Here is a 13,390-nt window from a genome sequence, read left to right as displayed (position 1 = left end):
CTTTTGTTTGACCCACACCACAGCAGGACCCCCTTCGACCCACGCTTCCCCTCTTGCGCCTGCCCTTTTCCCCCCCTCTTGTTCGGGGGCCGTCCCCCCGCGCTGTCCGACGGCCTTCCGGGTGGACGGCGGCCCACGAGGAACGGCCCCGCGAGGAACGGCGCCGCGCGGCCGGGTCCGGCTCACCTCACCAGGCGAAGGCCTCCGGCGAGGGCCCGGGGCCGGGGAAGATCTCGTCGAGCGAGGACGTGACCTCGTCCGTCAGTTCCAGGTCCACCGCGCGGAGCGCGCTCTCCAATTGCTCCGGCGTACGCGGACCGACGATCGGACCCGTCACTCCCGGACGGGTGAGCAGCCAGGCCAGCGCCGCCTCACCGGGCTCCAGACCGTGCTTGCCGAGCAGGTCCTCGTACGCCTGCACCTGCGCGCGGACGGTGGTGTCGGCCAGCGCGTCGGCGGACCGGCCCGACGCACGTCGTCCACCCCCGGCCTCCTTCTTGATCACCCCTCCCAGCAGACCCCCGTGCAGCGGAGACCAGGGGATCACCCCGAGCCCGTACTCCCGGGCTGCGGGAATGACCTCCATCTCGGCACGGCGCTCCGCGAGGTTGTACAGGCACTGCTCGCTGACCAGCCCGAGCATGCCGCGGCGCGCGGCGGTCTCGTTCGCCTGCGCGATCTTGTAGCCGGGGAAGTTGGACGACCCCGCGTAGAGGATCTTGCCCTGCTGGATCAGGACGTCGACGGCCTGCCAGATCTCCTCGAACGGCGTGCGGCGGTCGACGTGGTGGAACTGGTACACATCGATGTGGTCGGTCCGGAGCCGCTTCAGTGAGGCGTCCACGGCACGACGGATGTTCAGCGCCGACAGCTTGTCGTGATTCGGCCAGACCGAGTCCGGGTCCGTGCCCATGTTCGCGTAGACCTTGGTCGCCAGCACGACCTTGTCGCGACGGCCTCCGTCCTGGGCGAACCAGTTGCCGATGATCTCCTCGGTGCGCCCCTTGTTCTCGCCCCACCCATAGACGTTGGCCGTGTCGAAGAGGTTCAGGCCGGCGTCGAGTGCGGCGTCCATGATGGCGTGACTGGTCGGTTCGTCCGTCTGCGGACCGAAGTTCATCGTCCCCAGCACGATGCGGCTGACCTTGAGCCCTGTACGTCCCAGCTGCGTGTACTTCATGAGTCCTCAGCCAACGCCTTCGAGCCCGCTCGAAGCAAGGACATTGCTCCTTCGTCGCCAACCGGCCGTACTTTCCGGCATGTTGTGTCCATATGATCGTCTGGGACGATCGCAGTCCGGTGGCACGCGCACCGAGCCGGCGACGCCCGGCCCTGACTCGTGCGGAAGCCGGAGGACGCGGGAGGACGCCCGCCCGCTCCTGCCCTGGAGGCGCACCGGGACACGGCGCGGAGACGACCGCCCCGGCGGGGACACCCGACCGGGGAACACGACCGACGGAGACGCGACGATGGCGACGGCGGCCTGGCAGGTCCTCAACCGGATCGAGTCCTGCCTGCTCACCGAGGTGCCGCGGACCCCGGTCCGCGACACCCCGGCGGACCGGAACACCGGCGACGAGCTGCGGGAGCAGCGGTTCGCCGCGCTCGTCTCGGCGTACCAGTCCGGCGGAAGCGATCCGACGGGCTGCGGCGGGGCGATCCTGCTCGGCTGGCGGCGGGCCGCGGCACGGCACCCCATCGATGTCATCATCGGCGGCAGCGCCCTGTTGAGCGGCCACACCGCCCAGGAACAGGGCGGCGCGACCCTGTTGAGCCTGCCGGCCGGAGCGCGGGCCCAGCGGCTCGCCCCGGGATCGGCGGCGCAGGGGATGGCCGCCATGCCGTGCTGGACACCCATCGGTGCCGTCACCGACGGCCTGCTGGTGGACGAGGACCCCCACGACCGGGCGTGGGCGGTGCGCCCCTCCCTGGAGGACGCCCTGCTGAGCGTGTGGCAGGGGCCGTTCGTCTGGATGGTGCTCGCCGAGCCGGTTCCCGGCGAGGAGGCCGAGGACCTGACGGGGGAGATCGCCGACCGGCGTCGCAGGGTGCAGGCCAAGGCGGAGGGCTCACCGGAGCACGCGATCGAGGCCGCCCGGCTGGAGCGCCGGCACCGCGAACTGGCCCGGTCGGTGTCCACCGGACTCTGGCGCATCCGCCTGCTCGCGGGGGCGGACTCCCCGGACCGGGCGGCCCGCGTCGCAGCCCTCGTCTGCGCATCGGCCGACCTGAAGGGTCTCCCCTACTCCCTTGCTCCCACCGGCCCTTGCGGGCCGCTGGACCGGATGCTCACGGCCGACAGCGGTGTCCGCGAATCCGCCGCGTCGCCGTTCGTCGCCGGTTCGGAGATGCTCTCGGCGCTGGTCCGGCCGCCGGCACAGGAGATACCCGGCGTGCGCTTCGCCATGCGACCCGAGTTCGACGTGACTCCGGAGAACCGCGCGGCGAGCGGTTCCGACACGGTGCGGCTCGGGTCCGTGCTCGACCGCAACCGCATGCCCGTCGGCGACCTGCGGCTGTCCCGGTCCAGCCTCAACCGGCACACCTTCGTCTGCGGGGCGACGGGCGGCGGCAAGTCGCAGACGGTACGCGGCCTCCTGGAGGCGGCGACGGGTGCGCGGCTCCCCTGGCTCGTCGTCGAACCCGCCAAGGCCGAGTACCGCTTCATGGCCTCCCGGCTCCCCGACGACGACGTGATCGTCATCCGGCCCGGAGACGCGGACGCCCTCCCGGCCGGACTCAACCCGCTGGAGCCCTCCTCGTACGGGGACGGCCTGCGCTTCCCGCTGCAGACCCACCTCGACATGGTGCGCGCCCTCTTCCTCGCCTCGTTCGACCCCCAGGAGCCCTTTCCGCAGGTGCTCAGCGCGGCACTCACACGGTGCTACGAGGACCTGGGGTGGGACCTCACGCTGAGCGAGCCGAGGATCCCCGGGACCTCCCCGCGCTACCCCACGCTCGAGGACCTCCAGGAGACCGCCGAGCAGGTGGTCGCCGACATCGGCTACAGCAAGGAGATCACCGACAACGTCCGCGGCTTCATCAAGATCCGCATCGCCAGCCTGCGGCTCGGCACGACGGGACGGTTCTTCGAGGGCGGCCACCCCGTCGACTTCGGAGAACTCCTGCGCAGGAACGTCGTCTTCGAGATCGAGGACGTCGGTGACGACAAGGACAAGGCGTTCCTCATGGGCACGGTGCTGATCCGGCTCGTGGAGTACCTGCGGCTGGAGCAGCGCCACACCGGGAAGCTCGCCTTCCCGCTCCGCCACCTCAGCGTCTTCGAGGAAGCCCACCGTCTGCTGCGGCGCAGCGAGGAGGGCGGCGCGGGCGCCCACGCGGTGGAGATGTTCGCGGGGCTCCTCGCCGAGATCCGCGCGTACGGGGAGGGTCTGGTGATCGCCGAGCAGATCCCCAGCAAACTGGTCCCGGACGTCATCAAGAACACCGCGGCCAAGGTGGTGCACCGGTTGCCCGCGCGCGACGACCGGGAGGCCGTCGGCGCCACCATGAACATCACCGAGGCCCAGTCGGAGTATCTCGTCACCCTCTCCCCCGGCGAGGCGGCCGTGTTCACCGACGGCATGGACTACCCGCTGCTCGTACGCATGGCGGACGGCACCGGCCGCGAGAACACCGGCCCGGTCGAAACCGCCTCCCCCGCGCCCCTGGTGGCACCCCGCAGCCCCGCCTGCGCCGCGGGCTGTGCGGATGCACCGTGCACCCTCCGCCGGCTGCGCGGCGCCCAACGGCTCCTCGACGTCGACGAGTTGCGCATCGCCCTGTGGGCGGAGACGTCCGTCGCGGCACACCTGCTGGGCTGGCGCACCCCTCTCCCGGGCCCGGAGATGCGGGCGTCCCTCGCGCCCTACTGGGAGCGGGACCGGCGACTGGTCGAATGCTCCATCGGCCAGGCCGTGGACCGTGCGGTCGCCGACCGCCCCACCGCGGTCGCCGCCCCAGCCGAACTGGCCGAACACGTGGCCCGCATGATGTCCGCCCAACTGGACGGGGACGACCCCTGCCCGGTGGGCGAACCCCGCTGGAAGGCCCTGCCCGGGACGAGGACCCGCCAGTACTACCACGGCCGCCGCACCCCTTCCACGGTCGAGCGGATCGTCGGCTGCGCGGACCCGTCGGAGCAGTGGGCGAAGCGGTTCGCCAAGGCGTTGACGTGCTTCGAACGCACGATCCGCAAGCCGTGACGACGGAGACGTTCCATTCCTCGGGGGCCGTTAGATGAGCGAGCTGTACGCGGGCGAGACCGCGGAAGTACCACAGCCGGTGGAGTTGGCCCCGGAGGTGCCGGAGTCACCGCAGAAGGGCGGCGAAGTCGGCGAACCGGCGGAGCCGATGGAGGCCGCCGGGACGGACGATGCTCCGGAGGACGTGGACGGCGACTCCGGGGAGCCGGAGGAACCGGACGAGCCGGAGGAACCGGACGAGCCGGAGGGCCCCGAGGATGCGGGCGGCCCGCTTGATCCGGAGAGCGTAGAGGGCCTTGACAGGCCCGGGGACCCGGAGGAACCGGGCGTGCCGGAGAACGTCCACGGAGCGGAGGCACCGGACCAGCCGGAGGGACCCGAGCAGCCGCGGGAGCCGGAGGAGGCGTACGAGTTTGAGGCATCCGTCGATTCGGCGGACGGGCGCGAGGAGGCGGAAGTCGAGGACACCGCTGGCGAGTCGGCGGAACCCGTCGAGCCCGCCGGGTCGGAGGACTCCACGGAATCGACCGAGCCGGAGACCACCGAGGCTGCGGAACCGACCGAGCCGGAGCCGCCGAAGTCCACGGACGGGTCACAGGTACCAGAGGGCTCCGGCGAGCTCACGGACGAGACCACCGAGGCTGCGGACGACGCCCCGGCACCCGGCGACCCCGGCGAACTCCCGGAGGATGCCAAGGCACAGGAGACCGAGTCGGAGACGGCCGAGGAGGACACGGACGCCGACGATACGGAAGTCCCCGGGGCGACTGTCGAGGACGCGACGGCCGAGGCGCTTGCCTCGCCGGAAACAGCGGACGAAACCGACACGAGCACGGCCGGGGAGCCGGAGGGGCACCAGAATCCGGAGGAGGGCGGGGAGCCGGAGGTGAGCCGGGCGCAGCCGGAAGACCCGCATGACGGCCCGGTCGCGGGACGGAAATTCTCCGGCGATACGGGAACCGATTCCCACGAGACACCCGAAACAACGTCCCTAGCCGAAGCCGAGGCCGAGGGAAAGGCCATCGGAGACGCCTACGGCGTGTCCGTCGATTACACCACCTTCCCCATATCTCCGGAGTCCGCTCGGGAGATCAACAATGCCATGGAGGGGTTGTCCGCCGAATATCCCGACGTCTTCCAGGACCTGAAGACCGTCCAGTCCGTGGCCCCAACAGGGGAGGACATGCTGGCCTATGCCATCACCGAGGCAGGCATGAACGAACCTCTCGGCATCTATCTCGACTCGGGCGAATTCCTGGATTACGACCTTCTGGTCGAAGATGGAAAGAGAGACGAGGAGACGAACTTCTCGGTCCCGGGTGGCGGTTCGGTCACCGGCATTTTTCACCACGAGTTCGGGCATCATTGCGCTCAGCGTATCTTCGATTCGCCCGTCGCACGCGAGGAACTCGAGAATGCCGTGTCGGACGCGATCGGCCGACCGTACGATTCGGGCATCGAACCTCACGACGACGAGACAGCAGCCGCAATCGAGCCCCTGGTTTCCGAGTACGGATCCCAGGATCCCCACGAGATGGTCGCCGAGTGTTTCGCAGAGTATAAGGTGGCAGACATCCCCCGACCGTTCGCGACAGCAATCGGCCAGATAATCGATAAGCACCTCAAGAATCCGACGGAGTGAACTCATGCGTCGACGTGCTGCCCTGTGCGACTCCTGCAAGCATCTCAAGCGTCGCAAGAACCCTGACTCCCAGTCGACCAGGGACAGGCTCATCATGTTCTGCGCGGCATTCCCGGAGAGCATTCCGCGCGACATCCTCCCCGGCGGCTACGACCATCGTCATCCCTATCCCGGCGACGGCGGCACGAGGTACGAACTCAAGGAGGGGAAGGAAAACATCCTGAAACTGTACGAGTCGTACCGTAGCTTGGGAGATCGTAGGAGCCGGATCTCCACTGACGGCATGGAGGAGTAATCGCACCGGCCGTGGGGCCGTCGGGACCCGACAGATGCGCTGGAGACGGTACGGGGAAGAGGCCGCCACCTCACGGTGGCGGCCTCCTTGCGTTCCGCGCCCTATGGCTGGGGCGGCCAGCCCTGTTGTGGGGGCTGGGCGGGCGGGGCCTGGGGTGGCCAGGCTCCGGGGGGCTGGGGCTGGGCGCCGGGGTGCGCGGGCCAGGACCAGCCGGGTTGTTGGGGTTGTTGGGCCGGGGCGGCGCCGTACGCGCCGTAGGTGCCGTACGGGTTCGGGGCCGCCGGGGGGTAGTGGCCCGCCACGGGGTGGGCCGGTGTCTCCGGGGGCAGGGAGGGGACCTGCTGGGCCGGGACGGCCGCCGGCTGGGGGTGCTGGACGGCCGTCGGAGGCAGCGGGAGTTCGGCCATCCGCTCGTTGGTGACCCGCTCGAGGTTGACGATGTTCGGGTTGCAGACGGCGGTCCGCATGGCGACCGAACCGTCCGGGCCGCGCTCCACGAACACCAGGCTGAACTCCCGGAGTCCCTGGAGCTGCGTCGGCTCCAGCGCGTACTCGTACACCCGCTGGGTCGTCGTGCCGTCGCTCGTGCTGACGCTCGTGCCCTCGGTCTTCGTCGTCGACTCGTTCGTACCGTGCGTCTTGGTGGTGCTGCTGCTCTCCGTCTCCGTGTAGCTGCCGCCATGGCTCGAACCGCTGGTGGTGCTCGTCGGGAAGAAGATCGCCCCGTCGGAATAGGTGCTGGAGGAGCTGCTGCCCCAGTTGCTCCCCCTGGAGCGGGAGAAGCCGGTCGTGTGCGAGGTGGAGGTGGAGGTCCCCCTGGTGTGGGCCACCGAGGTGTTGACGCTCTCGCCCCGGGTGTCGGTCAGGGAGTGCAGCTTGAAGCTGTACCCGCGGCCGAGGAAGTCGGCGGCGATGCCCGCCTCCTGGTGGTTGCCGAGCCTCATGAAGCCGACGGCGCCGCCGCCGATCATGTCGCGTGCGGTCTCCCGGAGATGCGCGTGCATGATCGTCAGCTGCGCGCCGCGCCATTCGCAGACGCTCGCCAGCTGCTCCAGATGGCGGCGCTGCACCTCGTGCTCGCCCAGGGCCACGACGACGGCCGGCGCCTGTTCCTCCAGGGTGGAGAGACGGCGGGACACACTGAGGATGGCGAGGTCGATGAGGAGCTCGGTGCTGGCGCTGCCCGTCGTACGGTCGAGGCTCAGGCACGTCAGATAGCCGGGGCCGCGGCCCGCACGCTCACTCCCCAGGGACGCCAGCGGCTCGAGGAACGACTCCAGGCGCATCAGGCTCTCGCGCGCCTGGTCCTTGTTCTTGTCGGTGAGCAGCTCGTCGGCGATGTGGTTCCGCTCGGCCCGGGTCAGGCAGTCGCCGTCGTCGAACTCCCCGAGGAGGACCCGCAGTCCCGCGGCGAGCCGCGCCGGGCTCACGTCGTCGCCGAGGGCACCGCAGAGCCGGTTCAGGATGCGGGTGTCCATGCTGCGGCCCGCCCGGGTGGCGTCCGCTCCGTCCCCGTAGGCCGCCTCGACGAGCGCGTCGACGAGCGCGGCCGGTTCCAGCCGGTCGAGTACGTCGCTCTGCGACTGCTGGCTCGGCAGCAGCTGTACGTCGACGGGTGCGCCCATCTGCGACGTGAGGACCGACAGTTCCCGGCAGATCTGCGCCTGGGTCAGGTCCAGGACGATGAGCGGGCGCTCGCGCAGGGTCGACGCGCCGAAGACGGTGAGGAAGCCCTCCCGGCTGCGCTGGCTGCCACCGAAGATGTCGAGGCGCCGGGTCCCGGACTCGACCGGCAGAGCGCCCCAGAGGTCGAGACCACGGATCCGCTGGTCCTCGGCGTACTCGAAGTGGGCCTTGCGCTGCGTCCACTCGGCGGCCTCGTACTGGTACCGCTGGTCCAGGTCGTGGCGTGCCTTTTCCACGTGCTGCCTGGCGGAGGTCGCCGTGCTTCCGGACATGCTGTACACCAGGCCCGCCGCGGCGGCGGTGGCGACTGCCAGCACCACGCCGCCGGCCCCGATGAAGAACGCCAGCAGGACGAAGACCGCCGCGGCGCCGCCGCCCGCCTTCAGCGCGGTCTTCTTACGGTCCTCCGCGTTCAGCTGGGCGGCCCGGGACGTGTTCAGCAGGGTGTCGGGCACGGCGACGGGCACGGGCGGCGCCTCGGTGAACGCGTGGCGGTAGGCCTCGGCGTCCCGGAACTCCCAGCCCAGCCGCTGTCCGGGATCGAACAGCCGGACGAGTGGGTCGGGCTCGGCGTGCGATTCGGTCGGTTGGACGGTCATGAGCGGACCTCCGGATCGGGCATCGTCCTTCACGCTCCCGTCGCGGCGAACTTCTCGAGTTCGCGGATGCGCTGGTGCAGCGGGGGATGCGAGGCCAGCAAGCGGTCGATGAAGCGCAGTTGTGCCCGCGCGAGGTCGTCGCCCTCGGCCTGCCAGACGCTGAACACCACGTGCAGATCGCGGCCGTAGCCGAGCTGGGCGGCCATCCGGTCGGCACGGAGCTCGGACGCACGTCCCGTCCACGCCAGGAGGTACGGCGTCACCAGCATCACCAGGACCGGCGGGAACGTCATCGCCACCGCGATCACGAAGGCCAGGTAGAAAAGACCGACGAGGCAGCCGAGGAGCGGGAAGACGTACCCGATGCGGAGGACCAGCTTGACGATCGCCATGGCGATCCTGCCCGGCAGGGAGTACCAGAGTCCGAGCAGGCCGGCCCATGCGTGTCCGCCGAGATGATGGCCGAGTTCGTGGGCGAGGACCGCCGTCAGCTTCTCCGGCGGGAGCTTGTTCAGCGACCACTGGGTGACACCCACCATGTGACCGGCAGCCGCGGCGGCGTTGATGCCTTCCGTGTCCTCGATCCACAGGTCGTAGGTCCCGGCGGGGATGCCCGCGCTCTGCGTCACGCGGTCCCACAGCGGGCGGAGCGCGGCGAGCTCCGCTCCGGTGGGTTCACGCCACTTGAGCACGAACCTCACATAGAACCTCTCGGCGGGGCGGTAGAAGACGAGTGCGCCGGACGCCAGCCACGCGAGGATGAAGACCGTACCGACGCCGGCCGGCATCAGCTGGGAGAGCAGCCAGATCACCAGGAGGCTGCCGAGGAAGCTCGGCACGTAGAGCAGCAGGGTCGTCAGCGTCGTCGTGTCGGCCTTGCGGCTCACCTGCTGGGGAGCTGGGTGGGGGTGGCCGGGAGCGGACGGGGCGCCGGGCACGTACTCCGCCATCGGGGCGTACGCCGGCGGCTGGCCCGGTATGGGCGTCGGCGGCACCCCGCCGCCGAGGAGGTCCGGCTGCTGCTGCGGGGGCGGCGTCGACTGCTGACCGGGCTGCTGCGGCACGAACGGGGGCGGCTGCTGCGGCGCGAACGCGGGCTGCTGCGGAGGGAAGGCGCTGCCGGGCTGCTGACCGTACGGCGGAGGCTGATGCGCAGGCGCGCCGGGCGGCTGCGGCACGAAGGGGGGAGGTGTCGGGGTTCCCCCGGGCTGCTGCCAACCGTATCCGGGGTGGCCGGGAGCGGCGGCCTGCGGAGCCGCCTGAGGCGGTACACCAGGCTGCTGACCGTATGCCGGTAACTGCTGCGGAGGGACGCCGGGGCCGGGCTGCTGCGACATGAACGGGGGCGGCTGCTGCGGGGGCACGCCCGGCTGCTGGCCGTACGCCGACGGCTGCTGCGGCGGCACACCCGGCTGCTGACCGTACGCAGGCGGCTGCTGCGGGGGCACGCCCGGCTGCTGGCCATACCCCGGCGCCCCCTGAGGAGGCACACCCGGCTGCTGACCGTACGCCGACGGCTGCTGCGGAGACACGCCGGGCCCGTAGCCCGGGGGCTGCGGGCCGGGCGCACCAGGCTGCTGGGGCACGAACGGGGCCGGGGCCGGGGTGGCCTCGGGCTGCTGATCTTGCGCGGGAGGCTGCTGCGGCGGGGACGACGGTGGGGGTGGCTGTTCCTGCCCGCCGTTCGACGCATACGGATCGGTCGGGTGATTCACCAAGGTTCCCTGTTCCCTTTCAGGACCGCGGCGTCGTAGTGGGTACTACCGGCCGCGAGTACGAGGGGCCTCTGACGCACCGCGCATGCAAAGGTCAGGAAGAGAGACTTGATCCCCCGTGTCCGCCCCCGGCACCTGCAGCGCCTCCGGCCTGTACAGATCCCCTTATCGTCGTGCAACGGAAAGGGCGCTGTCCACTCGTTCCGGAGCGCTCAGATGTAACAACCGCGCGGCCTGAACGGCATCCTGACCCGGGATCAGCTTCCCGGGCGGCCCCGCGAACCGCCCGCACCCCCGGACGGCGAGCCGCCCCGCGCCGATGACGGCACCACGCCGCCGCACGTGCACGCGCGTCGCGGCCGGCGCGTCAGCCGACCGCGGATGCCACGGCGACGACGACGAACATCAGTACGAGCACACCGGCCATGATCCGGTTCCTGGTCTTGGGGTCCACGTATCCGAGCGTAAATCAGTGGCCCAGCGGCCAGGCATCCACGGTCTCGTAACGGGGCTCCTCACCGGGAACACCGCTGGTGGGGAGGTTGCTGCGGACCAGCACCAGCTCGTCCACGGTCCACTGCGAGCCCTCGAAGGCGGACAGCTCCTCGACGTACGGCCGCAGATCGGCGTCGGTGCGGGTGCGGGCCACCGTGAGGTGCGGGGTGTAACGGCGGTGCTGGTCCATCGGCACGCCGGCCCGGCGCGCGGCCGCCTCCGCACGGTCGGCGAGGAGCCGCATCTGCTCGATGCCGCCCGCCGCCCCCGTCCACAGGACCCGCCCGGCGAAGCGGCCGCCACCGTGCAGACGCAGCCGGAACGGCTCGGAGTGACCGGCCGCCCGCCGGAGGCGCTCGTGCAGCTCGGGGAGCAGGGCGTCGTCGACCTCGCCCATGAACGCGAGCGTGAAGTGCCATCCGGGCCGCCCGGTCCATCGCAGCCGGTCGGCTCCGGGCATGGCCCGTATGCGGGTCACGACGGACGCGAGCTCGTCCATGACGGGTGGTGGCGGGAGGACGGCGGCGAAGAGTCTCATGGCGGCGAGTGTGGCAGCGGGACCGGCCGCCGGGTCGGCCTTTTCGCCGACCGGGCGGTCGTGTCCCGCTCCGTTCAGCCCGCCCGTACCAGCTCCGGCTGCTGTCGCGGGATCAGCCGCACGTGGGGCCGTCCCGGCCGGAGGTCCAGCCTGAGGCGGAGGCCTCCGGCGCGGAGCAGGACCAGGCCGACGCCGAGCGCGGCGGCCAGGGAGACGGCGCCGCCGCTCACGAAACCGGCCCGGGCGCCGTAGGTGTCGGTTACCCAGCCGACGATCGGCGCGCCCAGCGGGGTGCCGCCGACGAACACCATCATGTAGAGGCTCATCACCCGGCCGCGCATCTCGGGGGCGGCGGCGGTCTGCACGAACGAGTTCGCGGTGACGTTGGTGGTCAGGCCGAGCATGCCGACCGGCACCAGCAGCAGCGCGAAGATCCAGAAGGTCGGTGCGAGGGCCGCCGCGATCTCCAGGATGCCGAAGGCCGCGGCCGCGGCGACGAGCATCCGCAGCCGGGAGGTGCCTCGGCGGGCGGCGAGGAGTGCGCCCACCAGGGAGCCGACCGCCATCAGCGTGTTCAGCAGCCCGTAGCTGCCGGGGCCGACGCGGAAGACGTCGTGCGCGAAGGCGGTGAGCCAGATCGGGAAGTTGAAGCCGAACGTCCCGATGAAGCCGACCAGGACGATCGGCCAGATCAGCTCGGGGCGGGAGGCGACGTGGTGCAGTCCTTCCCGGAGGTTCCCCTTGCCGCGCGGGGCGCGCCGGACCGGGTGCAGCTCGTCGGCCCGCATCAGCAGCAGGGAGGTCAGCGGCGCGAGGAAGGTCAGTCCGTTGAGGAGGAACGCCCAGCCGCTGCCGACGCCCGCGATCAGCACACCGGCGACGGCGGGGCCGACGAGCCGGGCGGACTGGAAGTTCGCGGAGTTGAGGCTGACGGCGTTGGCGAGCTGCCGCGGGCCGACCATCTCGGAGACGAAGGCCTGCCGGGCCGGGTTGTCGACGACGGTGACCAGGCCGAGCAGGAACGCCACCAGGTAGACGTGCCAGACCTGGACGTGGCCGGAGAGGGTCAGCGTGGCGAGGGTCAGTCCGCAGACTCCGAGCGCCGCCTGGGTGAAGAGCAGGATGAGGCGCTTGGGGTAGCGGTCCGCGATGACTCCGCCGTAGAGGCCGAGCAGCAGCATCGGCAGGAACTGCAGTGCCGTGGTGATGCCGACTGCGGCGGAGGAGCCGGTGAGGGTGAGCACCAGCCAGTCCTGGGTGATTCGGGCCATCCACGTTCCGGTGTTGGAGACGATGGCGCCGGTGAAGAACAGCCGGTAGTTGCGTATGGCGAGGGAGGAGAACGTCCCCCTCGCCTCGGTGGTGTCGGGGGTGGGTTTCGGTCCGGGGGCGGAGACTGCTCCGGGTCCCGTACTCAAAGGGGTTCGCCTCCTCGCGATCGGTTACAGGTGCGCGAGCTTCTCCAGTACGGGTGCCGCTTCGCGCAGTTTCGCCCAGTCCTCCTCGTCGAGCCTTTCGGCGAGCTGGGCCAGCCAGGCGTTTCGCTTGCGGCGGCTCTCCTCGAGCATCGCCTCGGCTTGCTCCGTCTGGGTGACGACCTTCTGACGGCGGTCGTCGGGGTGGGGCTCCAGCCGGACCAGCCCCTTCGACTCGAGCAGCGCGACGATGCGGGTCATCGACGGCGGCTGCACATGCTCCTTGCGGGCCAGCTCACCGGGGGTGGCCGAGCCGCAACGGGCCAGGGTGCCGAGCACCGACATCTCGGTGGGGCTCAGCGATTCGTCGACGCGCTGGTGCTTCAGGCGCCGGCCCAGCCGCATGACGGCCGAGCGGAGGGAGTTCACGGCGTCGGCGTCGGCGCCATGCGAGAGGTCAGGCATGGTCCTTAGCTTAACTCATTACCCAATCTAAAGACCACCGGGTATCGGCAGTACGGCGAGAGATGAAGAAGTTCATCACTCAAATGAGTGAGATGTATCCGAAAAGTGCTCGTGAACATTCATGAGCCTCAAGATCGCCAACTGCTGCTCAAACCGGCAGACAAACGCTGCTGCTCGAAGTGAACGAAGCCAACGGCTTTGTCCACCAGAACCGGCAGCAGATGTTCACCGCTTCGTCGGGAGGCACCCCGCACATCGAGGATTCGAACGGTGACGTTGCACACCGTGGCGGTGCACGGCCTCGCGCAGCGGATGAGAAACACGTTGGCCGGTCC

10 protein-coding genes are annotated in these 13,390 nt (G+C 70.5%); 3 read left to right on the top strand and 7 right to left on the bottom strand.

Annotated features, from left to right (window positions below; genetic code table 11):
- Positions 1-187 precede the first annotated feature (187 nt).
- Complete coding sequence (locus ACZ4Z5_RS26740; RefSeq protein WP_468267050.1) at positions 188-1,180, bottom strand: aldo/keto reductase; 993 nt, start codon at positions 1,178-1,180, stop codon at positions 188-190.
- Positions 1,181-1,469: 289 nt separating this feature from the next.
- On the opposite strand from ACZ4Z5_RS26740, the gene ACZ4Z5_RS26735 reads away from it, so the two are divergent.
- From ACZ4Z5_RS26735 to ACZ4Z5_RS26725, 3 genes are read left to right on the top strand one after another with little or no spacing between them, the layout of a single operon-like run.
- Complete coding sequence (locus tag ACZ4Z5_RS26735; protein WP_468267048.1) at positions 1,470-4,205, top strand: ATP-binding protein; 2,736 nt, start codon at positions 1,470-1,472, stop codon at positions 4,203-4,205.
- 34 nt (positions 4,206-4,239) lie between these two features.
- Positions 4,240-5,847, top strand: coding sequence for a hypothetical protein (locus ACZ4Z5_RS26730; RefSeq protein ID WP_468267046.1), 1,608 nt, complete (start codon positions 4,240-4,242; stop codon positions 5,845-5,847).
- Between the two features lie 4 nt (positions 5,848-5,851).
- Positions 5,852-6,142: a hypothetical protein gene (locus ACZ4Z5_RS26725; RefSeq protein ID WP_468267044.1), complete on the top strand. Its 291-nt coding sequence runs from the start codon at positions 5,852-5,854 to the stop codon at positions 6,140-6,142.
- 101 nt (positions 6,143-6,243) lie between these two features.
- Here the strand turns inward: ACZ4Z5_RS26725 and ACZ4Z5_RS26720 are convergent, their stop codons facing one another.
- The 6 genes from ACZ4Z5_RS26720 to ACZ4Z5_RS26695 all read right to left on the bottom strand — a co-directional run.
- Positions 6,244-8,427 (bottom strand): hypothetical protein, encoded by a 2,184-nt coding sequence (locus ACZ4Z5_RS26720; RefSeq protein WP_468267042.1) that lies wholly within the window; start codon positions 8,425-8,427, stop codon positions 6,244-6,246.
- Positions 8,428-8,456: 29 nt separating this feature from the next.
- Positions 8,457-9,605 carry a M48 family metalloprotease gene (locus tag ACZ4Z5_RS26715; protein ID WP_468267040.1) on the bottom strand — a complete coding sequence of 383 codons (1,149 nt, stop codon included), beginning with the start codon at positions 9,603-9,605 and terminating at the stop codon, positions 8,457-8,459.
- 1,006 nt (positions 9,606-10,611) lie between these two features.
- A complete protein-coding gene (thpR, locus tag ACZ4Z5_RS26710) occupies positions 10,612-11,175 on the bottom strand; it encodes an RNA 2',3'-cyclic phosphodiesterase (protein ID WP_468267038.1) in 564 nt (187 codons plus the stop codon).
- Between the two features lie 74 nt (positions 11,176-11,249).
- Positions 11,250-12,593 carry an MFS transporter gene (locus tag ACZ4Z5_RS26705; RefSeq protein WP_468267036.1) on the bottom strand — a complete coding sequence of 448 codons (1,344 nt, stop codon included), beginning with the start codon at positions 12,591-12,593 and terminating at the stop codon, positions 11,250-11,252.
- Positions 12,594-12,617: 24 nt separating this feature from the next.
- Positions 12,618-13,055, bottom strand: coding sequence for a MarR family winged helix-turn-helix transcriptional regulator (locus tag ACZ4Z5_RS26700; RefSeq protein WP_468267034.1), 438 nt, complete (start codon positions 13,053-13,055; stop codon positions 12,618-12,620).
- A gap of 128 nt (positions 13,056-13,183) precedes the next feature.
- The coding region (locus ACZ4Z5_RS26695) for a hypothetical protein (protein ID WP_468267032.1) at positions 13,184-13,390 on the bottom strand (207 nt) is incomplete at its 5' end.

Source organism: Streptomyces sp. NPDC030222 (assembly GCF_055573115.1).
The sequence above is the reverse complement of the archived record's forward strand: the minus strand, read 5'-3'. Positions and strand labels throughout refer to the sequence as shown.